Source organism: Galbibacter kalidii (assembly GCF_026241135.1).
GTDB lineage: Bacteria > Bacteroidota > Bacteroidia > Flavobacteriales > Flavobacteriaceae > Galbibacter.
Window position 1 is genome coordinate 243,909 of record NZ_JAPFGA010000002.1, and the last position, 23,513, is coordinate 267,421.

Annotated in this window: 24 protein-coding genes; 10 read left to right on the forward strand and 14 right to left on the reverse strand. The window is 40.3% G+C overall.

The genetic code is table 11. The features are described from left to right. Positions 1 to 134 precede the first annotated feature (134 nt). Genes recJ through OOZ15_RS03290 form a run of 3 tightly spaced genes read right to left on the reverse strand, consistent with a single transcriptional unit; the run spans position 135 to position 2,679 of the window. Positions 135 to 1,820: a single-stranded-DNA-specific exonuclease RecJ gene (recJ, locus tag OOZ15_RS03280; protein ID WP_265954285.1), complete on the reverse strand. Its 1,686-nt coding sequence runs from the start codon at positions 1,818 to 1,820 to the stop codon at positions 135 to 137. Positions 1,821 to 1,846: 26 nt separating this feature from the next. Beyond that, complete coding sequence (locus OOZ15_RS20245) at positions 1,847 to 2,203, reverse strand: GIY-YIG nuclease family protein (RefSeq protein WP_416337306.1); 357 nt, start codon at positions 2,201 to 2,203, stop codon at positions 1,847 to 1,849. Between the two features lie 50 nt (positions 2,204 to 2,253). Beyond that, on the reverse strand, positions 2,254 to 2,679 hold the full coding sequence (locus OOZ15_RS03290) for an OsmC family protein (RefSeq protein ID WP_323053773.1): 426 nt from the start codon (positions 2,677 to 2,679) through the stop codon (positions 2,254 to 2,256). A gap of 82 nt (positions 2,680 to 2,761) precedes the next feature. Here OOZ15_RS03290 and OOZ15_RS03295 point away from each other — a divergent pair, with 82 nt between their 5' ends. After that, complete coding sequence (locus OOZ15_RS03295; protein WP_265954287.1) at positions 2,762 to 3,352, forward strand: carboxymuconolactone decarboxylase family protein; 591 nt, start codon at positions 2,762 to 2,764, stop codon at positions 3,350 to 3,352. Here OOZ15_RS03295 and rsmI read toward each other — a convergent pair whose 3' ends face one another. From rsmI to OOZ15_RS03310, 3 genes are all read right to left on the reverse strand, one after another. Next, entirely contained in the window at positions 3,353 to 4,024 is a 672-nt protein-coding gene (gene rsmI / locus OOZ15_RS03300; RefSeq protein WP_265954288.1) for a 16S rRNA (cytidine(1402)-2'-O)-methyltransferase, read from the reverse strand. Positions 4,025 to 4,158: 134 nt separating this feature from the next. Beyond that, positions 4,159 to 4,536, reverse strand: coding sequence for a DoxX family protein (locus OOZ15_RS03305; RefSeq protein WP_265954289.1), 378 nt, complete (start codon positions 4,534 to 4,536; stop codon positions 4,159 to 4,161). A 74-nt stretch (positions 4,537 to 4,610) separates the two neighbouring features. Next, positions 4,611 to 5,309, reverse strand: a complete 699-nt coding sequence (locus OOZ15_RS03310; protein ID WP_265954290.1) for a DUF8457 domain-containing protein — start codon at positions 5,307 to 5,309, stop codon at positions 4,611 to 4,613. A 292-nt stretch (positions 5,310 to 5,601) separates the two neighbouring features. Here OOZ15_RS03310 and OOZ15_RS03315 point away from each other — a divergent pair, with 292 nt between their 5' ends. The 4 genes from OOZ15_RS03315 to OOZ15_RS03330 all read left to right on the forward strand — a co-directional run bounded on the left by OOZ15_RS03315 (position 5,602) and on the right by OOZ15_RS03330 (position 9,008). Then, positions 5,602 to 6,276 (forward strand): thymidine kinase, encoded by a 675-nt coding sequence (locus OOZ15_RS03315; protein WP_265954291.1) that lies wholly within the window; start codon positions 5,602 to 5,604, stop codon positions 6,274 to 6,276. Beyond that, complete coding sequence (gene alr, locus OOZ15_RS03320) at positions 6,245 to 7,351, forward strand: alanine racemase (RefSeq protein ID WP_265954292.1); 1,107 nt, start codon at positions 6,245 to 6,247, stop codon at positions 7,349 to 7,351. Before OOZ15_RS03315 ends, alr begins: the two co-directional genes overlap by 32 nt. A gap of 54 nt (positions 7,352 to 7,405) precedes the next feature. Further along, positions 7,406 to 7,825 (forward strand): large-conductance mechanosensitive channel protein MscL, encoded by a 420-nt coding sequence (gene mscL / locus OOZ15_RS03325; RefSeq protein WP_265954293.1) that lies wholly within the window; start codon positions 7,406 to 7,408, stop codon positions 7,823 to 7,825. A 193-nt stretch (positions 7,826 to 8,018) separates the two neighbouring features. After that, positions 8,019 to 9,008 carry an aspartate-semialdehyde dehydrogenase gene (locus OOZ15_RS03330; RefSeq protein ID WP_265954294.1) on the forward strand — a complete coding sequence of 330 codons (990 nt, stop codon included), beginning with the start codon at positions 8,019 to 8,021 and terminating at the stop codon, positions 9,006 to 9,008. A gap of 193 nt (positions 9,009 to 9,201) precedes the next feature. On the opposite strand, the gene OOZ15_RS03335 is transcribed toward OOZ15_RS03330, so the two are convergent. After that, the gene (locus tag OOZ15_RS03335) at positions 9,202 to 10,428 is read right to left on the reverse strand and encodes a S8 family peptidase (protein ID WP_265954295.1); all 1,227 of its coding nucleotides are present in this window, start codon (positions 10,426 to 10,428) and stop codon (positions 9,202 to 9,204) included. Positions 10,429 to 10,603: 175 nt separating this feature from the next. Here OOZ15_RS03335 and OOZ15_RS03340 point away from each other — a divergent pair, with 175 nt between their 5' ends. The 3 genes from OOZ15_RS03340 (at position 10,604) to OOZ15_RS03350 (ending at position 15,555) form a co-directional block, all read left to right on the forward strand. Continuing rightward, the gene (locus OOZ15_RS03340; protein ID WP_265954296.1) at positions 10,604 to 12,763 is read left to right on the forward strand and encodes a prolyl oligopeptidase family serine peptidase; all 2,160 of its coding nucleotides are present in this window, start codon (positions 10,604 to 10,606) and stop codon (positions 12,761 to 12,763) included. A 23-nt stretch (positions 12,764 to 12,786) separates the two neighbouring features. After that, complete coding sequence (locus OOZ15_RS03345) at positions 12,787 to 14,334, forward strand: M20/M25/M40 family metallo-hydrolase (protein ID WP_265954297.1); 1,548 nt, start codon at positions 12,787 to 12,789, stop codon at positions 14,332 to 14,334. Between the two features lie 270 nt (positions 14,335 to 14,604). Beyond that, complete coding sequence (locus OOZ15_RS03350; protein ID WP_265954298.1) at positions 14,605 to 15,555, forward strand: ABC transporter ATP-binding protein; 951 nt, start codon at positions 14,605 to 14,607, stop codon at positions 15,553 to 15,555. Between the two features lie 182 nt (positions 15,556 to 15,737). Here OOZ15_RS03350 and OOZ15_RS03355 read toward each other — a convergent pair whose 3' ends face one another. Beyond that, on the reverse strand, positions 15,738 to 16,277 hold the full coding sequence (locus OOZ15_RS03355) for a DUF5004 domain-containing protein (protein ID WP_265954299.1): 540 nt from the start codon (positions 16,275 to 16,277) through the stop codon (positions 15,738 to 15,740). Between the two features lie 549 nt (positions 16,278 to 16,826). Between OOZ15_RS03355 and OOZ15_RS03360 the strand changes: the two genes are divergently transcribed. Continuing rightward, positions 16,827 to 17,288 (forward strand): hypothetical protein, encoded by a 462-nt coding sequence (locus OOZ15_RS03360; RefSeq protein WP_265954300.1) that lies wholly within the window; start codon positions 16,827 to 16,829, stop codon positions 17,286 to 17,288. Between the two features lie 123 nt (positions 17,289 to 17,411). Here the strand turns inward: OOZ15_RS03360 and OOZ15_RS03365 are convergent, their stop codons facing one another. The 5 genes from OOZ15_RS03365 to OOZ15_RS03385 all read right to left on the reverse strand — a co-directional run bounded on the left by OOZ15_RS03365 (position 17,412) and on the right by OOZ15_RS03385 (position 21,606). Then, on the reverse strand, positions 17,412 to 17,819 hold the full coding sequence (locus tag OOZ15_RS03365; protein WP_265954301.1) for a VOC family protein: 408 nt from the start codon (positions 17,817 to 17,819) through the stop codon (positions 17,412 to 17,414). Positions 17,820 to 18,182: 363 nt separating this feature from the next. Next, positions 18,183 to 18,635: a 3-oxoacyl-ACP synthase gene (locus OOZ15_RS03370; RefSeq protein ID WP_265954302.1), complete on the reverse strand. Its 453-nt coding sequence runs from the start codon at positions 18,633 to 18,635 to the stop codon at positions 18,183 to 18,185. Between the two features lie 342 nt (positions 18,636 to 18,977). Next, positions 18,978 to 20,171, reverse strand: coding sequence for an Nramp family divalent metal transporter (locus OOZ15_RS03375; protein WP_265954303.1), 1,194 nt, complete (start codon positions 20,169 to 20,171; stop codon positions 18,978 to 18,980). A gap of 36 nt (positions 20,172 to 20,207) precedes the next feature. Further along, positions 20,208 to 20,468: a hypothetical protein gene (locus tag OOZ15_RS03380; protein ID WP_265954304.1), complete on the reverse strand. Its 261-nt coding sequence runs from the start codon at positions 20,466 to 20,468 to the stop codon at positions 20,208 to 20,210. A 46-nt stretch (positions 20,469 to 20,514) separates the two neighbouring features. Then, positions 20,515 to 21,606, reverse strand: coding sequence for a DUF2891 domain-containing protein (locus OOZ15_RS03385; protein ID WP_265954305.1), 1,092 nt, complete (start codon positions 21,604 to 21,606; stop codon positions 20,515 to 20,517). A 227-nt stretch (positions 21,607 to 21,833) separates the two neighbouring features. Between OOZ15_RS03385 and OOZ15_RS03390 the strand changes: the two genes are divergently transcribed. Further along, the gene (locus OOZ15_RS03390; RefSeq protein WP_265954306.1) at positions 21,834 to 22,826 is read left to right on the forward strand and encodes a sterol desaturase family protein; all 993 of its coding nucleotides are present in this window, start codon (positions 21,834 to 21,836) and stop codon (positions 22,824 to 22,826) included. Here the strand turns inward: OOZ15_RS03390 and mtgA are convergent, their stop codons facing one another. Beyond that, entirely contained in the window at positions 22,827 to 23,513 is a 687-nt protein-coding gene (mtgA, locus tag OOZ15_RS03395; RefSeq protein WP_265954307.1) for a monofunctional biosynthetic peptidoglycan transglycosylase, read from the reverse strand.

Genomic DNA, 23,513 nt, shown 5'->3' on the forward strand with positions numbered 1-23,513 from the left:
ATGCTATAAACCATAAAAGGTGCAAGCATTAATGTCTAATAAGTTATTGGAAAACCGATAAGAAAATCATTATTGATGACGATTGTGATTATGCTAAAAAGGAGTAATCAAACTTCGGACTCCCGGTTTAGAAACTATTTTATATCCCTTAACTTTAATTGAAGATTGGTTTTCCCATTCCATTCGTTTTCGTCGATGGAATAGACCGCGGAAAAGGGTTTTCTATTGGCTGCTTTTTCAATTTTATTGCCCAGATTAAAACCTATTGCTCCAATTTTCGGACTGTTGTTTTGTGTGACCGTTAGTTTTAAATGGTCGTTTTCTTTTCCCACCGTTTTACCATAACCGGTATCCTGGAGGTTTTGGGTCATAAACACAGGAGTCATATTTCCCGGGCCAAAAGGAGCGAATTGTTTTAGGATACGATAGAACTTCGGACTGATTTCATTCAGATCTATTTCGGCATCGATGGTTATTTCCGGGGTGAGCAGTCTTTTATCGATGGTTTCAGCTACCGTTTTTTCAAATTTCTCCTTAAATTTCTCATACTGATCGATCAATAAGGTTAATCCGGCAGCATATTTATGTCCGCCAAACTGCTCCAAACAATCTTCACAGGCCTCAATAGCGTTGTAAACATCAAAACCCTTTACCGATCTGGCCGAAGCTGCCAGTTTTTCGCCACTTTTGGTAAACACCAATGTCGGACGGTAATAGGTTTCCGTAAGCCGGGAAGCCACAATACCGATAACGCCCTTATGCCAGTTTTCGTTATAGACCACCGTGGTCATGTGTTCTTCTTCATTGTTTTCCTTGATCTGAAGGATGGCCTCTTCCGTGATTTGTTTATCCAAGCTTTTCCGCTCCGTATTGAAGTTCTCTATCTCTTCAGCATACTTTATGGCTATGTTGATATCCTTCTCCGTTAAAAGCTGAACCGCGTGCTGTCCGTGTTTCATCCGTCCCGCAGCATTGATCCTGGGGGCGATCACAAAAACAACATCATATATCGCCAATCGCTTTTTCAGTTGTTTGCTTAGTGCTTTAATCCCCGCCCTCGGACTTTCATTAATCACCTTCAAACCGTAATAGGCCAAAACCCTGTTTTCCCCGGTCATGGGAACAATATCGGCTCCAATGGCCGTTGCCACAAGATCGAGATAGGGTACAAGATCGTTTATGGTAGCACCCGACCGGGAGCCCAAGGCTTGTATCAATTTAAAGCCAACACCACAACCGCAAAGTTCGTCATAAGGATACTGACAATCTTCCTGTTTTGGATCCAAAACCGCCACGGCTTCGGGAACCGCTTCTCCGGGCCTGTGATGGTCACAAATAATAAAGTCGATCCCTTTTTCCTTGGCATAAGCCACCTTATCGACTGCTTTTATCCCACAGTCTAAAGCAATGATCAATGAAAAACCGTTGTCGTCTGCAAAATCAATCCCTTGATATGAAACCCCATAGCCTTCACCATATCTGTCCGGGATATAGGTGGCAATATTTTTATATTGCTCCTGAAGGTATGAATAGACCAGCGAGACTGCTGTAGTACCATCGACATCATAATCGCCATAGATCAAAATATTTTCACCCTCAGCCACAGCTTTTTCAATACGAAGCACCGCTTTTTCCATGTCTTTCATCAAAAACGGATCGTGGAGATCGTCTAAGGAAGGACGAAAGAACTTTTTGGCTTTTTCAAAGGTTTTTATGCCGCGTTGTATGAGTAATGTAGCAATGGTTTCATCAACTTTCAACTGTTGAGCCAAATGTTTTATTTCAGATGCTTCAGGTTTAGGTTTAAGCGTCCAACGCATAAGTCTATTCTTATTGGGTTATTAATCTACTCCGACTTTGGATTATATTTAAAATGAGTTGCATTCCTACACTCCGATAAAATTTGAAGCAGATCAAAATCTCCATTTGCCAATGCTAATTTCTTCTTCTGGCTCCATTTTTTAATTTTTTTCTCAAAATATATTGCCTGATTAACATCATTAAAAACCTGATGAAAGATAAGCTTAACAGGCCTACGTTTGAATGTATAACATTTTGTGTTTAATCCTCCTTCGTGTTCAGTGAATCTTCGTTCTAGATTATTTGTGAACCCGGTATACAAGTAACCATCCGAACATTCAAGTATGTAAACAAAATATGTTTTCATTCTATTATTACCTCTCGACTGCGCTCGAGGTGACATTCAGTTTCAATCAAATAAGTCGTGTCAGGTCGAGCGCAGTCGAGACCTACTTAAGATGCGTGATATATCGTCTTGATATCCATTTCAGCAAAACGACGGAACATCTCCATCACTCCGCAATATTTTTCTACGGAAAGGTCTACTGCTTTTTGCAGTTTTTTCTCGTTCAAATTGCTTCCGTAAAAATGATATACTACGGTTACTTTGTTATAATATTTCGGATGTTCATCGGTGAGTTCTGCATCGATCTTTATTTCAAAATCATCCACATCCAGCTTCATTTTTTTTATCAGGGAGGCCACATCCAGACCTGAACAACCCGCCAATGCAGAGAGCATCAATGCTTTTGGGCGATAGCCATCTCCTCTCCCTCCACTTTCTTCACCGGCATCGATAAAGAGGCTGTGTCCGGACGGATTATCGCTTTCAAGTTTCATGTCTCCTTTCCAAGTTGTTGTAATATGATTGCTTGCCATGATTTTATTTTTTGTTATTTATAGCTTTGTAATAAATGTAAGTTCAAAAATACAGATTAATTAACGAATAAAGATATCAATCATGCCACTAGTAAATCCATTACCTCCGGAACACGATACTAAAACCAAAGAATTGGCTGAATTTTTTAATGAAACCTTAGGATTTTGTCCCAATTCGGTGCTCACCATGCAGATACGTCCGGAGATCGCTCGGGCATTTATCAACCTGAATAAAGCTGTGATGAACAACAAAGGTCGGGTAACATCAGCTTTAAAACGTTTGATTGCCTGGGTAAGCAGTAACGCTAGTGGTTGCAGGTATTGCCAGGCGCACGCCATCAGGGCGGCAGAACGATACGGAGCTGAACAGGAAAAACTGGACAATATCTGGGATTATAAAACGTATCCTGCTTTTTCAGATGCCGAACGTGCGGCTTTGGATTTCTCGCTGGCTGCTTCGGTAGTTCCCAATGCCGTTGATGAAACCATAAAAAAAGAGTTGTACAAATATTGGAATGAAGGCGAAATTGTTGAAATGCTCGGTGTGATTTCTTTGTTCGGTTACCTCAACCGTTGGAACGACAGCATGGGTACTTCACTGGAAGATGGTGCCATTGAAAGTGGTGAGCAGTATTTAGGGAAACACGGTTGGGAAGTAGGGAAGCATTCCTAATCATTTCCTCCCACCAACTACCACCACAATCTCTCCCTTGGGTGGTTTGGCTTCATAATGGGAAAGTACTTCTTTTGCTGTCCCGCGGATGGTTTCTTCGTGCAGCTTTGTTATTTCCCGCGATACCGAAACCGGACGGTCTTCACCAAAATACTGTATAAAATCTTTTAAGGTTTTTATGAGTTTATATGGTGATACATAAAAAATCATGCTGCGGGTTTCTTCAGCAAGGAACTTGAAACGGGTTTGCCTTCCCTTTTTATCCGGAAGAAAACCCTCAAAAACAAATTTATCGTTAGGCAGGCCGCTATTCACCAAAGCCGGTACAAAGGCAGTCGCACCCGGCAGGCAATCTACTTCAATTCCCTTTTCAATACAGGCACGTGTGAGTAAAAATCCGGGGTCGGAGATGGCAGGAGTTCCTGCATCGCTTATCAAAGCAACCGTTATTCCACCCAGGATCTTGTCTGTAATTCCATCAACGGTTTTGTGTTCGTTATGCATATGGTGACTTTGCATGGGCGTATTCACTTCCAAATGCTTTAAAAGCTTCCCACTGGTGCGTGTGTCTTCAGCAAGGATAAGGTCGGCTTCCTTCAATACTTTTATAGCCCTGAGCGTGATATCTTCTAAATTCCCAATAGGAGTTGGGACAATATATAGTTTGGACATAGCAATGTTTATGACAAAAATATAAAAGGAAATCGAGAACTATGATAATCATCTGCTTCAGGGCAATCCCATGAGACATTCAAGCGAATAAACCTTAATCCATTTCGATGCTGAACATCGAAAATAAAACCCACTTAGTGGGATTTGAGCCAAGGTCTTGCCTGTCTTCCCAAAAAGTAAGAAGCTATAAGCAGAACCATAGCTATGATCGCTCCGCCGCCTTTTCCGTCACCATCCGGAGAATAATGCACAAAAAGTGCTAAGAGAAAATTAAAGAATAATCCCGCATAGGCCCATTCTTTTATAACCCCTTTTATGTTTGACAGCAATGCAATGATCGCCAATGTCTTTCCGGTTATCAATATGTAAATAAGGTAAGAAGGATATCCGGATGATTCCGCCATCATTTCTTTTATCATACTAAATTGGGAAATGTAGTTGAATAAGGCGTATGCCAAAAACAAACAGAGTAAGCCCGTAGCTATCCAGTACAAAATCTTTTTGATAGTCATAATAAATGTGGTTTGATTAGTTATTTAGTTATGTGGTATAATATCCTTAGGTATTTGATTATTTAGTTTTAGCTTCAAGAAAATTTCTTCTCTAAAATCTCCATAAACCGATTTTCATAGGCTTCTTTTCCTTCCCAATTGTTATAATCCGGTTTTACCATCTGAACGAGAAACTCTTGAGCTTCCTCCGCCGATCCCATTGTGTTTATTTGTGATATCACTCGGATGTAATCTTCATTGCTTCCGTTAAAAAGGTGTTTCACAAAAGCCAGTTTATCATTCAATCCAATAGAAAATCCGGGATTCAACTTGTCGTTAAGCGATGAAATCCTTTTTTCAGCAACAATTGTGTTTCCGTTTTGAGATTTAGGGGTTACTGTATCCATATCTCTTTTTACAAAAGTGGGTTCGGGTACAATTCCTGACAAAATATCGTCGAGGGTTTCTTCCTCCGGCATTTCCTGAACCATATCTTTAATCGTATCCATAACCGGAGTCATGATTTCATCTTCACCTTCGTTGGGATTGCTTTCCGGTACATTGGAATTCCCTTTCAGCACAGAGTTTGCCAATTCTTCAAACCTTTCGGCTACCTCATTTTTAATATTAGTCGATTGTAAATCTCCAAAATGCTCCTCTACAAACTTCAATAAAGTCAGTTTTTCATACAATTTTTGAGCTTGCTCCTGCATAGCTTTCAAATCCTCTTTGCCCTTCAATTTTAAAATATTGTGGGCAATGTTCATCAGTTCTGCTTCTAATTTCTTTTTCATAATTGCTTTTTAAAAAATTTAACGCCTTTTTTCACAACAAGTGGTACGAATCTTTTTTTCATTCACCCCTAACCGGTGTAAAAGATAGCCATTTTTTTCTTAATTTTCTGTTTAAGTTCTTTTAAAACCATAACAAAAAGATGTATGACATATAAATCAAATCCTTTTTTCTGTTGATAAACAAATGAAATTATTTTCCTATTCTTAAATTCAGGATTTATTTTTATCCTTAAGTTTGTCTAGTTTTTCTATTAAAGAATTTCTTTTCTTTTTTCACATAGAAATTTACAACATGTTTCTCGAAAATACAGTAAATCATAAAGAGCAATTTGGCTGGATAGAAGTCATCTGCGGATCCATGTTCTCCGGAAAAACCGAAGAACTCATCCGCAGGCTGAAACGTGCCCAGTTTGCAAAGCAAAAGGTAGAGATCTTCAAACCTGCTGTTGATGTTCGATATGACGATGACATGGTTGTTTCCCACGATGCTAACGAAATCAGGTCGACACCGGTTCCGGCCGCTGCCAATATCCGATTACTGGCAGACGATTGTGATGTAATAGGTATAGATGAGGCCCAATTCTTTGATGACGAGATCGTGACCGTTTGCAACGACCTTGCCAACAAAGGCATTCGTGTGGTTGTTGCCGGATTGGATATGGATTTTAAAGGAAATCCGTTTGGTCCTATGCCGGCACTTATGGCTACGGCAGAATACGTGACCAAAGTGCACGCTATTTGTACCCGAACCGGAAACCTTGCCAACTACAGCTTTAGAAAATCCAGCAGCGATAAATTGGTGTTGTTGGGAGAAACGGAAGAATACGAACCCCTGAGCAGAGCGGCTTTTTTCAAAGCAATGCTGAGGGAGAAAGTAAACAAAATGGAAGTAAACGATCCTGAGGAAATTTCTTCCCGGAAGGACAATTCAAAAAATGATAAAAATGGCTCAGGAAACCCTGCTTGAAATTGATTTACCTGCCCTAAAAAGCAATTTTGAGTATTTAAGATCTAAAATCAAGCCTTCAACCAAATTTATGGCTGTGGTTAAAGCCTATGCCTACGGAAGTGATGCCTCTCAAATAGCCGGGTATCTTGAAAAGTTGGATGTTGACTATTTTGCTGTTGCCTATACCGAAGAGGGCATTGCCCTTCGAAAGGCCGGAATCACAAAACCTATTCTGGTTCTTCATCCGCTTCCTGTTCATTTTAAAGAGATCATCACTTATAAATTAGAACCCAGCCTGTACAGTTTTAAAACTCTGAACGATTTTTTAAAGGCTGCTGAAAACGAAAAACAATATCCGGTTCACTTAAAATTCAATAGCGGACTCAACCGCCTCGGGTTTAAAAAGCAAGATGCTGACAAAATTATTACCCTACTCAACAATTCTGAAAGTGTATCGGTAACATCTGTATTTTCTCATTTGATGGCTTCCGAAGATAGTAATGAAAAGGATTTCACCCTTCAGCAGATCAATATATTTAAGGAAATAAGTATTAAACTCATCGATAAGCTTAAAAACAAGCCTTTACTTCATATTTTGAACACTTCCGGAATACTGAATTATGCTGATATAGCCCAATTTGATATGGTGAGAAGCGGAATCGGACTTTACGGTTTTGGGAATGATGAAAAATACAACCCTTTTCTAAAACCTGTGGTCTCTTTAAAAAGTGTCATTTCACAGATCCATGAAATTGAAAAAGGAGAAAGTGTTGGCTATAACCGGGGTTTTGTTGCCAAATCCTCCATGCGAACGGCCACCGTACCATTAGGTCATGCCGACGGTATAGGCAGGCAATACGGACAAGGGAAAAGTTTTCTAACTGTCCACGGACAAAAATGCCCTATTGTCGGCAACGTTTGTATGGACATGCTTATGATCGATGTTACCAATGTGGCTTGTGAAGAAGGAGACGAAATCTTGGTTTTTGGGCAAAATCCTACCGCAAGCGAATTTGCTTCCTGGGCAGGAACAATCTCCTATGAGCTTATCAGCGCTATTTCCCAGCGGGTGAAGCGAGAAATTATCTTCTAAAATTCCAATATATTTTCATATCTTGGATACCTGATAATCAATACATAATAACTTATGGGGTTTTTTAAAGATTTTAAATCCTTTCTTCTAAAAGGTGATATTGTTAATTTGGCTACCGCTGTTATCATAGCAGGTGCTTTTGGAAAAATTGTAGCTTCTTTTACTAAAGACATCATCATGCCTCCTATTGGAATACTCTTGGGAGATGTAGATTTTGCAGATCTGAAGTACGTACTAAAAGACGCTGTTGTCGAAAATTCTGAAACCGTAACTGAAGCCGTTTCCATTAACTACGGTCTTTTTATTACGAGCATCATCGATTTCGTGATCATCGGTTTCTTTATTTTCTTAGTGCTAAGAGCCTATGAAAAATCGAAGAAGAAAAAAGAAGAAGCTCCGGCACCACCTCCAGGACCAACTCAGGAAGAGTTGCTTGCTGAGATCAGGGATGAACTGAAAAAACAAAACAAATAATATACCCTGGGTAACACAGGGCAATCCGCTACACAAACATTAATCAAAGCCACCTGAAAACAGGTGGCTCTTTTTATTTGTAGTATTTATTTAACAATTTGTTATATTTTTATATATCCTTCATTTTGTGCTTGTAGAGCCGGTAATATTAATTACTTTTGCTTCAAGATTTACTTTTAATTTAAATAAGCACATGAAAATAGCTGTTGTTGGCGCTACCGGTATGGTAGGCGAAGTAATGCTCAGAGTATTGGAAGAACGCAATTTCCCTGTTTCAGAGTTATTGTTGGTTGCTTCTGAAAGATCGATTGGAAAAGAACTTACTTTTAAAGGAGAAACATATAAAATAATTGGCATGGAAGATGCCATTGCGGCAAAACCTGATATTGCCATTTTTTCTGCCGGAGGAGGTATTTCATTGGAATGGGCTCCTAAATTTGCAGAAGTGGGCACCACTGTGGTTGACAACTCTTCTGCATGGAGAATGGATCCTACCAAAAAATTGGTCGTTCCTGAGATCAATGCAAGTGAATTGACCAAAGAGGATAAAATAATAGCCAATCCGAATTGTTCTACCATTCAATTGGTGATGACATTGGCACCATTGCACAAAGCCTATAAAATGAAGCGCGTGGTGGTTTCAACCTATCAATCCATTTCAGGAACAGGAGTAAAGGCTGTAAAACAATTGGAAAACGAATTGGCCGGTGTTGAAGGTGAAATGGCTTATCCTTACCCTATCAACAGAAATGCCCTTCCTCATTGTGATGTTTTTGAAGAGAATGGCTATACCAAAGAAGAAATGAAACTGGCTCGCGAACCTCAAAAGATATTGAGCGACCATTCTTTTGCAGTTTCTGCAACAGCAGTAAGAATCCCAACCGCAGGTGGACATTCTGAAGCAGTAAATGTGGCTTTTGAAAATGATTTTACATTAGCCGATGTGCGTAGAATATTAAGTGAAACTCCGGGTGTGGTTGTTCAAGACAATCCAGATACCAACACCTATCCAATGCCTATCTATGCGCATGACAAGGACGAAGTTTTTGTTGGAAGGATCAGAAGGGACGAATCGCAACCCAATACGCTAAACATGTGGGTAGTTGCAGACAACCTGAGAAAAGGAGCAGCTACCAACGCTGTTCAAATTGCAGAATATTTAGTTGAAAACGATTTGGTGTAATTATTCATTCATCATCAACTTTAAACATATAAGAGGTTGTTTGAAAAGCCCTTAACGAATTAGATTTGTCAGTCTGAGCCTGTCGAAGACACATTGAACTTCAATATATTATACTTCGACAAGCTCAGTATGACATCTGAATTAACAACTTTTTAAACAACCTCTTTTCTTCAATATCTATTGATACTATTTCTTAGTATACGATAATCGCATCAGAATTTCCATCAGGATCTCCGTTTACAGTTCCATCTGATGAAGCATTTCCCAGCAATAGAACTCCAGCAGCGTGTGGTGATGCCATTGATGTTCCGCTAATGGTGTTATATCCGCCATCTTTCCAAGTTGAAGTAATGGAAACACCTGGTGCACAAAAATCAACCGGTGGATTTCCGAAGTTTGAGAAATATGCCCAGTCATCATTGCTATCCATTGCAGAAATGGTATAAATATTAGAACCATTAGCTCTGGCAGGAGAGTGATTGTTAGCATCATCACTTTCGTTTCCGGCAGCCAAAGCAAATTCAATTCCGTTGTTAGACGCTGCAACAACAGCATCATCTAATGCTTGGGAAACAGGGCCTCCCAAACTCATATTGGCAACATCACCAGCACTTCCGTTAGCTCCAACGTGATCTACTCCGGCAATAACACCAGAATACGAACCACTTCCACGGCTATCCAAAACCTTTACAGGAATTACAGTTGCTCCGGGAGCTACACCAATTACCCCAATATCATTATTAATTGCAGCAATAGTACCCGCTACGTGAGATCCATGTCCGTTACCATCATCCGGTTCACCGGCATCTCTTCCTTTGGTAAACGCATTAAACCCTCTTGAAGCATCTACATTAAGATCGGGGTGATCCAGATCAATTCCTGTATCGATGACCCAAGCTACTCCTGTGCCGGTATAATCGGCTACTCCGTTAACACGGGTAATTCCATAAGGTGTTTCTTGTGGCATGGTTCCACCACCGCCACCGTTACCTTTTCCGGGAGGTGGAGCCAAGGCTACGATACGATCTTGTTCAACATATTTTACTCTTTCGTCTAAAGCTAATTTATCAGCATCTGCCTTTGAAAGTTTGACTGCAACCCCTTTGATCGCCTTCCCATAAGTTTGATACACTTCAGCACCAACGATTTCATTGTCAGAAAACATTCTTTCTGCTTCAGATTGAGATGCCATCTTTGCCGCAGCATAATTATCTCCAGACTTTTGACCGATTTCTTCTGATACTTTTGAACTGAAAACAACAATGTATTGACCTTCAACAACCTGACTCTGCTGTGTTACCAAGTCACTTTCTTGAACACTCTCCGGTGTATTGATGTTTTCTTCGTCCTTCGAACAGGAAACAATCATTAGTGCAGCTGCACCCAACAAAGCATAGTGCTTTAAATTGCATTTCTTCATTTTAATTTGTTTTTAAGTTAATGTGATGCCAAATTAAAAAAATTTCACAAAACATTAACATTTTGTTATGTTTTTTATTAAAGTGTTGTTAACGTTTAACTGAAAAATAAATAACAATCAACTAAATATTATCTTTTGTTTCCTTATTTATATAAGTAACCTAACACACTTTTTTATGTATAAGAAAATTCTTCCTACTATTGCATTGAGCATCGTTTTTGTATCATGCATGAACGAACCTAAAACTGAGATTTCATTGAACTACCCCAACACTAAAAAAGTAGACACTTCAGACATCTATTTTGGCACTGAAGTAAAAGATCCCTATCGTTGGCTAGAAGACGATATGTCTGACGAAACAGCCGCTTGGGTCAAAGCAGAAAACGAAGTGACTTTCGGCTATCTTGAAAAAATCCCGTTCAGGGAACAACTCAGAGAACGCTTGGAGCAACTTTGGAACTACGAAAAAATAACAGCGCCGTTCAAAGAGGGTGACTACACCTATTTTTACAAAAACGACGGACTCCAAAACCAATATGTCGTTTACCGCAAAAAAGGGGAAGAAGGGGAAGAGGAGATCTTCTTGGACCCCAATACTTTTTCTGAAGACGGCACCACATCGCTTTCAGGTTTGAGTTTCTCCAAAAGTGGAAAAATTGCCGCTTATTCTATTTCTGAAGGGGGCAGCGACTGGAGAAAAGTGATCGTGAAAGATGCTGAAACCAAGGAGATTGTTGAAGACACTCTTGTCGATATCAAATTCAGTGGGATTTCGTGGAAAGGGGATGAAGGTTTCTTTTACTCAAGTTATGACAAACCCAAGGGGAGCGAACTCTCGGCAAAAACCGATCAACACAAACTTTATTACCACATATTAGGAACATCGCAAAAAGACGATCAACTTATATTTGGAGGAACTCTTGAAGAAAAACATCGTTATGTGGGCGGCAGTGTGACTGAAGACAACCGCTATCTATTGATTAGTGCTTCTATATCAACTTCTGGAAACAAATTGTATATCAAAGACCTCACAAAAGAGGATGCTCCGATGGTTCCGATTATCGAAACAACAGAAAGCGATACCTATGTTATCGAGAACGATGGTTCAAAATTATATTTGGTCACCAACCTTAATGCGCCCAATAAAAAGATCGTAACCGTAGATGCTACTAACCCAAGTCCCGAAAATTGGGTGGATTTTATCCCGGAAACCGAAAATGTGCTGAGCCCTTCCACCGGCGGAGGCTATTTTTTTGCTGAATATATGGTCGATGCGGTTTCCAAAGTATTACAATATGATTACTCCGGAAAACAGGTTCGCGAGATAGAATTGCCTGGTATAGGAAGCATTGGAAGCTTCAATGGGAAAAAAGAAGACAAGACACTTTACTATTCTTTCACCAATTACAACACCCCCGGAAGCATCTACAAGTTCACTCCGGAATCTGGAACTTCCGAAGTCTATTGGCAACCCGAAATCAATTTCAACAGTGATGAGTATGAGTCGGAGCAAGTCTTTTATGAATCTAAAGACGGCACTAAAGTCCCCATGATCATCACCTATAAAAAAGGACTGGAGCGCAACGGTAAAAACCCTACGATTTTATACGGTTATGGCGGATTCAATATCAGTTTAACTCCTTCATTCAGTACAGCCATGGCTGTTTGGCTGGAACAAGGTGGCGTTTATGCCGTGCCAAACCTTCGCGGTGGGGGTGAATACGGCAAAAAATGGCACTTGGCGGGTACTAAAATGAAAAAACAAAATGTGTTTGACGATTTTATAGCTGCCGGGGAATATTTGATGGAACAAAATTATACGTCCTCCGATTATCTGGCGATTCGTGGCGGTTCCAACGGCGGACTCTTGGTTGGAGCTACCATGACACAAAGGCCTGATCTGATGAAAGTGGCTTTACCTGCGGTTGGAGTTCTCGACATGCTGCGATACCACACCTTTACTGCCGGAGCCGGATGGGCATACGATTATGGCACAGCCGAAGACAGCAAAGCGATGTTTGAATATATAAAAGGCTATTCGCCGGTCCACAATGTGAAAGCAGAGACAAACTATCCCGCTACTTTGGTTACTACCGGAGATCACGACGACCGTGTTGTTCCGGCACACAGTTTTAAGTTCGCCGCAGAACTACAAGAAAAACAATCCGGCGAAAACCCCGTGTTGATCAGAATTGAAACCAATGCCGGTCATGGTGCGGGAACTCCCGTAAGCAAGACCATCGAGCAATATGCGGATATTTTTGGATTCACCCTTTATAATATGGGATATGACGAACTTCCGAACAAAGCAGTTTTAAAAGAATTTAAAGATTAACACAACATCTAACCTATTCAAAAATGAAAAAAACAATATTCCTTTCAGTCTTTTTGGCATTAACGAGCATTGTTTGTGCCCAAACTAAAGATCAGGTAGTAGAAAACATCGTAAAAGAAGCTACCGAAAACTCACAGCTCAAAGAACTCGCCTACGAACTCTTGGACGGTATTGGTCCGCGATTAGTGGGCACACCACAGATGAAACAAGCCCATGACTGGGCCGTAGACAAATACACCTCATGGGGAATTTCAGCAGAAAACGAACAATGGGGTGAATGGAGAGGCTGGGAACGCGGTATTACCCATATCGATATGGTCCACCCTCGTGTGAAAACCATTGAAGGAACACAATTGGCATGGAACCCAAGTACCTCTTCAAAAGGAGTGACAGCAGAATTGGTTATACTTCCCCAAGTATCCGATTCTATTGCTTTTCAAAAATGGTTGCCTTCTGTTAAGGGAAAACTCGTTATGGTTTCCATGAAACAACCCACCGGAAGACCGGATGATAACTGGGAAGAATATGCCACAGAAGAGTCCTTTGAAAAAATGAAAGCTGAAAGAGATGAGCTAAACAAAGCTTGGAGAGAAAACATCAGAAAAACCGGTTATACGTCCAGAGAACTTCCCGAAGCCTTGGAAGAAGCAGGAGCTGCCGGGATTGTTCAATCGTATTGGTCAAGAGGGTTTGGTGCCAACAAGATATTTTACGCACGTACCAAGGAAATCCCTACGGTTGATATTTCTCTTGAAGATTACGGAATGTTTTACCGAATGGTAGAACACGGAGCGAAACCTCAGTTGAAGATCGTAGCAAAATCCAAAGAACTGGGAACCGTTCCTACCTTCAACACCATTGCCACCATCAAAGGTTCTGAAAAACCGAATGAATATGTCATTCTTTCTGCCCATTTTGATTCTTGGGACGGCGGAACAGGGGCTACGGACAACGGTACGGGCATCATCACCATGATGGAGGCGGCTCGTATTCTGAAAAAAATATATCCAAAGCCGAAGCGAACTATCATTATCGGATTATGGGGAAGCGAAGAACAAGGCTTGAACGGATCAAGAGCCTTTGTAAAGGATCATCCGGAAATCGTAAAGAATGTTCAAGCGGTTTTCAATCAGGATAACGGAACCGGAAGGGTAGTGAATCTATCCGGACAAGGGTTTTTACATTCTTATGAATATCTGGGGCGTTGGCTTTCTGCCGTACCGGAAGATGTTCGCAAACATATCGAAACGCATTTTCCTGGCACTCCCGCAAGAGGCGGATCGGACTATGCCTCGTTTGTAGCAGCCGATGCACCCGCATTTTCCCTGAGTTCACTAAGTTGGGCTTATTGGAACTACACCTGGCACACCAACTTGGACACTTATGATAAAATCGTGTTCGACGATGTTCAAAACAACGTGATCCTGACCGCTGTTCTAGCTTATATGGCCAGTGAAAATCCCGAAAAAACATCCAGCGTAAAAAGTGTGTTGCCTATCGATGAAGACACAGGAGAACCAAGAGCATGGCCCACGCCAAGAGAACCTAATAGAAAAGGTGGTTTGGATTAATCTCAATTGAGAAAAATACATATAAAATAAGGTCGTCTAAAAAATATTTAATGGATTGATATGTCAGTCTGAGCCTGCCTACCGTCAGGCAGGCTTGTCGAAGACATTTTGGATTGCAGTGAACTATACTTCGACCGTGCTTCGACAGGCTCAGCATGACATTGTTGAGTATGACAACTAGCTTTATGACTTTTTAGACAACCTTTTTTCAATGAACATACAGCGTTTTCTTCAAAAACATAATCTTTATCTTTGCCCAAACAATTACTGATGCTCGACGTACAAAAGGTCTCTTTTCAATACAACGAAACACCTGTTCTAAAAAACATAAGCTTCACCCTGGAAAAAGGAGAACATTTATCCATCATTGGGGAAAGCGGTTCGGGGAAAAGTACGCTGCTAAAAGTGATCTATGGACTCTATCACATTGAAAAAGGAAAGATTTTTTGGGATGAAAAGCAGTTGTTGGGACCAAATTACAACATCGTTCCCGGAGAAGCCTTTATGAAATACGTGGCTCAGGATTACGACCTTATGCCTTATATCACAGTGGAAGAGAACATCGGGAAATTCCTTTCCAATTTTTATCCGAGGAAGAAAAAGAAACGCATCGCAGAGCTGCTGGATGTGGTTGGTATGACCAACTATGCCAAAGTGAAACCCACAGCCTTAAGCGGCGGACAACAACAGCGCGTGGCTTTAGCCAAAGCTGTGGCCAAAGCACCTGAGTTATTACTTCTGGATGAACCCTTCAGCAATGTTGACAATTTCAAAAAAAATAAACTTCGGCGTAATATCTTCGCTTATCTGAAAGAACAAAACATTGCCTGTATCACGGCGACACATGACAATGCCGACAGTCTTTCTTTTGCAGATAGTACTATGGTTTTAAGACATGGTAAAATGGTTGATAAAAACACACCGCTGGATCTTTATCGGCAACCCAAGAATAAATATGTGGCCTCTTTATTTGGAGAAGTAAACGAATTACCGTTATCGCTGTTTTATGATGATATTAAAGCTTCCAAAAAATCACTGCTATACCCACATCAGTTGAAGATTGTGCAGCAATCTCCTTTAAAACTGACCGTGAAAAATTCATACTTTCAAGGCACTCATTACCTCATCAAAGGAAAATTGGGCAGGAGAACGGTCTATGTAAATCATTCAGCGTATATCCCGGCAGAAAAGGAAGTTTATATCACTGCTATTGAAGAGTAAATCACTTGTTCTCGATACACCGCATGGAATAAAATTGCTTCGCAATATTCATAGAAATCGAACTGACATGATTTTCACTCAAAAGCTTAATTTCGATTCAGAAACCGACTTAGTAAAAATAAAAAAGGCCGGTAATCACAAATGATTACCAGCCTTTTTACCTAAAACACTTATCTTTTTGTTTACTCCGGTGCTTGTTCCGCAGTATCTTTGGTATATGTAAACACCACTTCTACTTGCACATCTTCACCATTTACATCTCTTATGATTCCTGTTTTTGTAATATTAAAACTTGTTTGTTCTGCATTAAAGTCTAAAGCACTAAATTCTTCCAAACAGGCTGATGCGTAATTTGATGCCAATGCGCCACTTGACAGTTTCCATGTTCCCGTAAATTCCGCGGGGTTGCTGCATCCTTCAACAGATACTCCTTGTTCAATACTAAAAGACCTATCGGAGCTGAAAGTATAAACCTCGTCATTTTCACAGTCGGTGCGTTGTGCATACCAGTCGGTTGATGGATTGTCCTCCCCATCATCGGTCAAGTCTACTTCTTCATCCAATACCAGGGCAGTTAGTGTCCATGTTCCCACCAAAGATGTTTCTCCTGTAGTCAGTTCTCCTGTGTATTCTGGTGTACAGTCAACACCATCATCGTCTGAGCAACTGATGAATGTTCCTGTAAAAACCATAAGAAATGCGGCGATAATTATTTGTTTCATCTGTTTGTTTTTTTTTGAATTACTTTGTTTTAATGTTGTTTGTCTATTTATTAGAAACAAAAAAGGCAAAAAGGTTGCGTGAAAAAGTGGATTTTTTTTTTGGGGAGGATAATTTGGAAGTTGAAGGTTGAGACCTTGAAGCGTGAAAGAACTCGCCCATGCGGCAAGCTGGCTCCCCTGTCTGCCGACAGGCAGGTTCGCTAAAAACATCCACCGGATGTTTTTTAAACACTTGACCCTCCTTGAGGGGACCTTAGGGGTGTTTGAAAGCCCATGCTTTTGGTTTTAGCAGTAAATGTTTGCTTTTACACCTGTGGTTTTGGATTTCAGAACCCTCCGACCTCGTACAATTCTTGCAGAATTGAACTCGGCCACCTCCCTTTATCTAAAGGGAGGAGCTGTGACTTGCACTTTCTTTTATACTCCTTTGTCAAAAGGGGGGCTTTGAGGAGCGGGTATAATCCCTACCTAATAAATTAGGGTGTTACTACCCTTTTACATGGATATATGTTTCTGTATATTATTAATCAATCTTAAAAAACTAAAATTATGCAAAGTAATGTATGGTCAATTCCAGCAATGTGCATGACACCAACTGCCAACACAGTTCAAGAAAATAAATATGTTACAACCGCTGGTCGTGTAAAATTTAAAGCAGGAGAATCAGGTAAAATTGTATTTGTAGCATCCGTTAGCAAGTCTTTCCCTGAAGGTAGGTATGCCCTTAGAGCTCACTTAGAAAGAAAAGTTGCCGACCTTTTGGGTACAAATATCCAACTTCGCAGAGCTAACCGAGTAAATGGCGCTGTTGAAACAATTCTAACATGTGTGGGAGTGCAAATAGATCCTGTTCAAAATAATATTAGATTTTCGGACTCTAATGTGGAAAATTTGAAAATTGATTTGGATAAATTTTATTATTGGATTCAAGTCACAGATTCAAATGCCTCCCCAGCAACAAAAGACAGTGTTGATGCTGTTCTTGGCGTAAGTATTGTTCGAATAAGTTGAAGAATCAATTTTACTGTTAGTATTAGCGTTTAAAAGACGTCAGTATTTTACAATTGTTTAAGGCTTCAAAAACCCAGATATCGTCAAAATTTTTTCCATGCCAAGCATTATGCTTGCTCTGTGTTACCTGCTTTTATTATTCTCACTTGGTTCTAATAAGTCCCAAAGGTTTCCATACAAATCTTCAAACACGGCAACTCTTCCATATTCATATTCTGTTGGAGGTCTGACAAAATTTATATTTCTGTCAACCATTTTGTTATAATCTCTCCAAAAATCGTCTGTGAAAAGAAATAAAAACACCCTACCTCCAGTTTGATTTCCAATGCTTTTTGATTGCTTTTCGTTAGCTGCTTTAGCAAGTAAAAGACAACATTCTTTCGCCCCTGGAGGAGCAACCATAACCCATCTTTTCTTTTCATCAATCTTAGTGTCTTCAAGAAGGTCAAAGTCTAATTTTTTTGTGTAGAAGTCGATTGCCTCGTCATAGTCTTTTACTACTAATGCTATATGTGCTATTCTTTGTTTCATTTAGATTATTAGATTATTTCTTCATAATTGCAGGCAACTCTGCCACATAAACCAAAAAAGCGCCATCCAACAGAGTCATTTTTTAGACAACAACACTTTTCAATATAAACGCTCCCCGAAAATAATCAAATTTATATTAAGCATCCATACGAGATTCCGTAAAACGGGGTGTTTATTATTCTTCAAATTATATTTTTTTCGCTTAAAAGGAGAATAATTGTTGTGAAGGGGATGAAATCTGTTGTGAAAGGATAGAAGTCGGGAGTCCGAAGTCAGGAGTTGGTTTGAAAGACGGGTGACCGATGACCGGGGACGGGAGTTTTGGGTTTAAAATTGAAGATTTTGGAATTTGGGGTTTGAGTATTAATAAATATCCTGAACAGTGATGGCTTTTCCGTTGAAGGTGATGGTTTCTTCTTTGGTTTTGCCTAGTAATAGCTTTCCGATGGGGGATTGTAGTGAGATGCAGAAAACGGGGGTGTTTTGAACGGTAACTGCGCCTAATGATACTGAAATAAAGTAGTAATGTTCTTCTGTTTTTACAAGGCTGCCCAGTTTTACCCTATCGGGTTGGCTTTCAAAATCGATGGCGGAAAAATAGCGGTTTGTCTGTTCTGCTTCTGCTAAGCGTTGTCCGTTTTTCTCCCGTTCGAGTTGGAGCATGGCGCGACCGGTTTCGTGTTTGTCACCGGCACTGCTTTTGGTTTCGCTTGTCAGTGCTTCTTCTATGGCGGTCATTGCTTCTTGGGCTTTGTGCAAGCGTTCTTTCAGGAGTTGCTTGCATACTGTTATTAATTGGGGTTTTATTTCTTTCATTTTTTTCTTTTTTAAGGATCCCGATAGTGTGGATCTAGTCGTTGGTTGACAGCTTTGCAATCCGTGCTTGAATAATGTTTGGCATGGAAAAACATTTCTACCATTACTTTTATCTTCACAACTTTGATAATCATTTGTTCATTTTTGTCTTGATACAAAAACGAACCAAAAAAATCAAGACTGATGATAAATCTCTAAGAAAATGCTACGGCACCCTCAGCCACGGATGAAAAAAAACTCGCAAGCTCAAACAATTTTTCATCCCAATCTCTACTGCTGCCTTGATTTTCAAGAGATTTATCATAGGTCGGTTTCTATCCCCTCTATCGAGCTTTATATAAATCACCACCACCCCACTACTTTTAAAATCGCCCTGAGTCCTAAGAGGACTGCCATACAAACGATGAGTATCCCGATTATATTTTGAAGGGGGGTGTTTTTATAATTCCCCATCACCGTGGTTTTATTGACTACCCACAGCAGGAAGATGGCGATCACGGGTAGCAGGATGCCGTTGGCGATCTGTGCAAGCCGGATGACTTCGATGGGTTTTATTCCGAAGGACATAAAGAATACACCCAAAGCGATGATCAGCATCCATACCGCCCTAAACCTATTGTCTTTTAAACCTGCATTCCAACCAAAGCAGCTTGCTGCCACATAGGCCGCTGCCAGGGGTGCCGTAATAGCGGATGTTAATCCTGCTGCGAAGAGTCCGATGCCTATAAAATAGGTCGCACTGTTTCCGTACACCGGTTCGAGTCCTTTTGCCAGGCCTGATACATCGGTGATTTCACTTCCGGGGATTTGCGCCGCCGTGACCATAATCGCCATAGAGACGAATCCGCCTAAAAGAATGGAGACTACAGTATCCCGTTTGGCGTCTTTTAAGTGTTTGGTGGACGACCATTTTTCACTGACCAAAGAGGCGTGTAAAAACAAATTATAGGGTACGATGGTGGTTCCCACCAAGGCGATGATGGTCAACAGACTTCCCTCAGGGACCGAAGGTGCGAAAAGTCCTTTTAAGACCTTCGTGATATCGGGTTTGGTCACTATGGCCGTGACCACAAAAGAAAGGCTCATCACAATCACCAGCCATACCAGCGTCTTTTCTATAAACTTATAACTTCCCGTAAAAAGGAATACAAAAGCCAACAGACCTATGACTAGCGGGTAGAACTGATTGTGATCATCTCCAAAAATCGCCTGTAGCCCTAAAGTCGCCCCGCCTATGTTGCCGCCTTCATAGGCTGCGTTACCGACAACAATAGCACCCAAGATTACAGCTATGGCGGTATAACGGATCCAAGGGGTGCTCAACTCGGTTTTAAGTACGTCTGCCAGACCTTTTTGGGTGACAATCCCTACACGTGCCGCCATTTCCTGCAATACCACAGTAGCAAGGACGGAAAGCAACATTGCCCACAACAGGGCATATCCAAAGGAAACCCCGGCGAGCATACAGGCTGTCACCGTTCCCGGACCGATAAAAGCGGCCGCTACTAAAACTCCCGGACCTATTTTTTTGAACATCCTTAGCTTTTAACTGATGGTTTTGCCAATAGCAAACTAATTATCCCTGAATATTCTCATCAGAATCTTTATAATCAAAATTGCGGCTGCTATATACCCCCATGTTTTAACTTTTCCTGATGACCCTTCTGATCTGGTCGCAATTTTATTTGCTTGCTTAATATCTAAAGAAAAATCACTACACTCATTTTGAAAGTCGGGTTTTCTATCCGTTAGCGAACAAACTATCCCCGTTTTTGAATCAAATTTTCTTTTTTCACATTTTTTACAAAATGCCAATTGCTCATTAAGTTCCATTTTTAAGGCTTTAATTTGGGTTACTGGTTAAATATAGCCAATAATTTTATTCTATATGATTTAAAGCATATAGCGCAAAGGTCCCCAGCCAATGGGTTCCGCTATAATTATCATCAACAATATGAGGGAGGGAATAGTTGATATGCTGATTGGCGATATTCTTTAAGTGCTCATACTCCGGCAGGGTTTCTGCGATCCCGTAAAGGCACCATGCCCTGCTGAAATTCAGTCCGTCTAAATGCACTAATTTACCTTCGGTACGGTCGCCTACCTTTCCGGGTTCCAGTGTGAAATCCGTAGCTGATAATTGTGGCATAAACTGTTTTAGCCACGCTTTATATTTTTCTTTTGAATACACTTTTCGCACCAAATTGGCTTCCTCCAAACAGGGGGAAAGAAAGTCGAAACCACTGGGTTCCCAAGCCATCGGACAGCCGGCATCATTTTTATAAAAACGATCTACGGTTTGTACAATCATTTCCTGTAACTCTCCTTTATTCAAAGTCTTGGCATAATCCATCGCCAGGGATAGTCCAAAAGCCGTGTTGGTGTGTTCGCCTACGCGAATGGGGTAATTCAGTTTAGGCAGAAAATCGATATATCCCTGAACGACATAATCGGTTAGCGGTTGTAGGTTTCTCTCTAGCTCGCTTCCCAAAGCGTCATCCCATGTGTGCAGCTCTTCCGCCAACTTTAATATCCAAGCCCATCCGTAGGTTCGTTCAAAAGAGGCATTGCCTTTCATCTTGAAATAGGCGATTTCAGCTTCAATATTTTCTTTTGACAAATTGGTTTTTAATTTTTTTCTGATCTCATCGGCAGTTTCCAGAGCAGGAAATTGCTTTAAAAGCGACACCAAGGACCAATGTCCGTGTACTGACGAATGCCAATCAAAACAGCCGTAAAAGGCCGGATGTAATTTTTTTGGTGTTCCCAAGTGCGAACTGTCCTGTAAGGTCTGATTCAGTTTATTCGGAAATTCGGTTTGCATACATTCCAAAGGTAGCGATGCCAACCTATTAGCTTCATTAAGGTTTAAAACTGGTGTTTTAGCTATAGCTATTGGGCTGTTCTCTTCTTTGCAGGCAACCAACAACAATGTGATAAAAAAAATAAATAGCAGCTTGGCTCTTATCATAGTTTATAAAAGTATTATAATCGACTACCTCGGGGGCAGGCCTGCCGGCATAGGCAGGCATCGGAGCATTATAAATCTCACTTAGTGAGTAAATATAAGCTTTTGAAAATAAAATTTAGATGAAGAAATTATATGAGAAGGAAACTTAATGCAAATTATAATTCACAATACAAATCAAATTTCATATTTTTCACAAGTATTGATGTTTGCCTAAATGCTTATGAAAAATGGAAATATTTAATAGTTTATATGAAGAAATTATAAAATTTTTTGGCGTTTCCCAAGTGTGGGATATTTTACAAAGTGGCAATTATGAAGCCCTTAAAACATATCAAGGCATTACCGCTTTAATATTTCCTATTATCCCATTATTAATACTTTTGGAATTTATACTAGGGCTTGTCTATAAAAAACCACAAACAAAAATCTACAAAATAACGTTCTTGACATATGTTTTTAACCGTATTGTTGGAAGGTTTATCGCTATTGCGGTTGTCACTTTTCTTATTGGAGTTTTAGGGTCGTATGCCCCATTTGAAACATCGCTAAAATGGTATTGGTTTATATATGGATATGTTGTGTGGGAGTTTGCACATTTTCTATATCACTATTGGGGGCATAAAGTTCGTTTATTTTGGTGCTTACACTCTACACACCATTCTCCAGAAGACATGAACCTTTCGGTTACTCATGCGCATTTTTTCTTGGAAGCTCCTTATGCGGATGCAATCCGAACCACGGTCTGCATTTTAGCAGGAATAAAACCGGAAATGCTTTTTATTATTATGTTTATTGACGGAACTTATGGTGCATTTATTCATGTTGGTGAGAATTTAATAAAAGATGGCAGACTTGGTTTTTTAAATAAAATTATTTTAACTCCATCCCACCACAGAGTACATCACGCTAGAAACCCTTTATATATGGATACAAATTTTTGTAACCTGCTAAATATATGGGACAAAGTTTTTGGGACATACCAAAATGAGGAAAAAGACTTAAAAATAGAATATGGCATTACCCGAAAAATGGATTCAGGGAATTTTATAGATGTTTATTTTGGAGAAATTATTGCGCTTTGCAAAGATGTATATTATGCTCCCGGCATTAAAAACAAGTTAGCCTATATCATAATGCCTCCCGGATGGAGTCATACAGGAACACATAAAACAGCTAAAATTGTACGACAAGAATTTTTAAAAGAAAGAAGTGTCGATTAGCTATTTCGGAAGCGTAAAAGGCCCATAATAATTCATTTGCCTGACGATCCATTCTTTTCTGCTTTGGACGTAAACACTGGCAGGGTTGGCTTTCATCAACTGTGGATTGGGTAAAATAGCCGCAATGGCAGCTGCTTCATATTGAGACAAACCGGAAGCCTGTTTTTTGAACCAAAACTGCGAAGCTGCTTCAGCACCGTAGATTCCTTTTCCCATTTCGATGCTGTTCAGATACACCTCCAGGATGCGCTCTTTACTCCAGAACATTTCAATAAGAAAGGTGAAATAGGCTTCCAGCCCTTTTCGGAACCAACTCCGCTCCGGCCACAGAAAAACATTTTTTGCTGTTTGTTGACTGATGGTGCTGGCTCCTCTCATCCGGCCTCCGTTTGAGGATTCCCGAATCACCTTTTCTATGGCTTCTACATCAAAACCCTTGTGTTCAACAAATTTCTGGTCTTCACTGCAAACAACGGCCAATTGAAGGTTTTTTGAAATCTTGCCGATCGAGACCCAATCGTGTTCCCAAACTACTTCTTTTCCGGCTTGTTTTTGCTCCACAGCCCGAATGACCATAAGCGGGGTTACAGGCACCGGCACCCATTTGAACACCAAAACCAAACCTATGGAAATGAAAACAAGCCCCAGTAAACACTTGAAAATAAACCGTATTGCTTTGCGAAACAT

Excerpts from the sequence above, each read along its gene's own strand:
- OOZ15_RS03290 (WP_323053773.1), bottom strand. The coding sequence starts at position 2,679 with ATGGCAAGCAATCATATTACAACAACTTGGAAAGGAGACATGAAACTT.
- OOZ15_RS03295 (WP_265954287.1), top strand. The coding sequence starts at position 2,762 with ATGCCACTAGTAAATCCATTACCTCCGGAACACGATACTAAAACCAAA.
- OOZ15_RS03370 (WP_265954302.1), bottom strand. The coding sequence starts at position 18,635 with ATGAAAGAAATAAAACCCCAATTAATAACAGTATGCAAGCAACTCCTG.
- OOZ15_RS03355 (WP_265954299.1), bottom strand. The coding sequence starts at position 16,277 with ATGAAACAAATAATTATCGCCGCATTTCTTATGGTTTTTACAGGAACA.
- mscL (WP_265954293.1), top strand. The coding sequence starts at position 7,406 with ATGGGGTTTTTTAAAGATTTTAAATCCTTTCTTCTAAAAGGTGATATT.
- OOZ15_RS03375 (WP_265954303.1), bottom strand. The coding sequence starts at position 20,171 with ATGTTCAAAAAAATAGGTCCGGGAGTTTTAGTAGCGGCCGCTTTTATC.
- OOZ15_RS03350 (WP_265954298.1), top strand. The coding sequence starts at position 14,605 with ATGCTCGACGTACAAAAGGTCTCTTTTCAATACAACGAAACACCTGTT.
- OOZ15_RS03380 (WP_265954304.1), bottom strand. The coding sequence starts at position 20,468 with ATGGAACTTAATGAGCAATTGGCATTTTGTAAAAAATGTGAAAAAAGA.
- OOZ15_RS03360 (WP_265954300.1), top strand. The coding sequence starts at position 16,827 with ATGCAAAGTAATGTATGGTCAATTCCAGCAATGTGCATGACACCAACT.
- rsmI (WP_265954288.1), bottom strand. The coding sequence starts at position 4,024 with ATGTCCAAACTATATATTGTCCCAACTCCTATTGGGAATTTAGAAGAT.
- OOZ15_RS03310 (WP_265954290.1), bottom strand. The coding sequence starts at position 5,309 with ATGAAAAAGAAATTAGAAGCAGAACTGATGAACATTGCCCACAATATT.
- alr (WP_265954292.1), top strand. The coding sequence starts at position 6,245 with ATGATAAAAATGGCTCAGGAAACCCTGCTTGAAATTGATTTACCTGCC.
- recJ (WP_265954285.1), bottom strand. The coding sequence starts at position 1,820 with ATGCGTTGGACGCTTAAACCTAAACCTGAAGCATCTGAAATAAAACAT.
- OOZ15_RS20245 (WP_416337306.1), bottom strand. The coding sequence starts at position 2,203 with ATGTCACCTCGAGCGCAGTCGAGAGGTAATAATAGAATGAAAACATAT.
- OOZ15_RS03340 (WP_265954296.1), top strand. The coding sequence starts at position 10,604 with ATGTATAAGAAAATTCTTCCTACTATTGCATTGAGCATCGTTTTTGTA.
- OOZ15_RS03345 (WP_265954297.1), top strand. The coding sequence starts at position 12,787 with ATGAAAAAAACAATATTCCTTTCAGTCTTTTTGGCATTAACGAGCATT.
- mtgA (WP_265954307.1), bottom strand. The coding sequence starts at position 23,513 with ATGTTTCGCAAAGCAATACGGTTTATTTTCAAGTGTTTACTGGGGCTT.
- OOZ15_RS03315 (WP_265954291.1), top strand. The coding sequence starts at position 5,602 with ATGTTTCTCGAAAATACAGTAAATCATAAAGAGCAATTTGGCTGGATA.
- OOZ15_RS03305 (WP_265954289.1), bottom strand. The coding sequence starts at position 4,536 with ATGACTATCAAAAAGATTTTGTACTGGATAGCTACGGGCTTACTCTGT.
- OOZ15_RS03390 (WP_265954306.1), top strand. The coding sequence starts at position 21,834 with ATGGAAATATTTAATAGTTTATATGAAGAAATTATAAAATTTTTTGGC.
- OOZ15_RS03330 (WP_265954294.1), top strand. The coding sequence starts at position 8,019 with ATGAAAATAGCTGTTGTTGGCGCTACCGGTATGGTAGGCGAAGTAATG.
- OOZ15_RS03365 (WP_265954301.1), bottom strand. The coding sequence starts at position 17,819 with ATGAAACAAAGAATAGCACATATAGCATTAGTAGTAAAAGACTATGAC.
- OOZ15_RS03385 (WP_265954305.1), bottom strand. The coding sequence starts at position 21,606 with ATGATAAGAGCCAAGCTGCTATTTATTTTTTTTATCACATTGTTGTTG.
- OOZ15_RS03335 (WP_265954295.1), bottom strand. The coding sequence starts at position 10,428 with ATGAAGAAATGCAATTTAAAGCACTATGCTTTGTTGGGTGCAGCTGCA.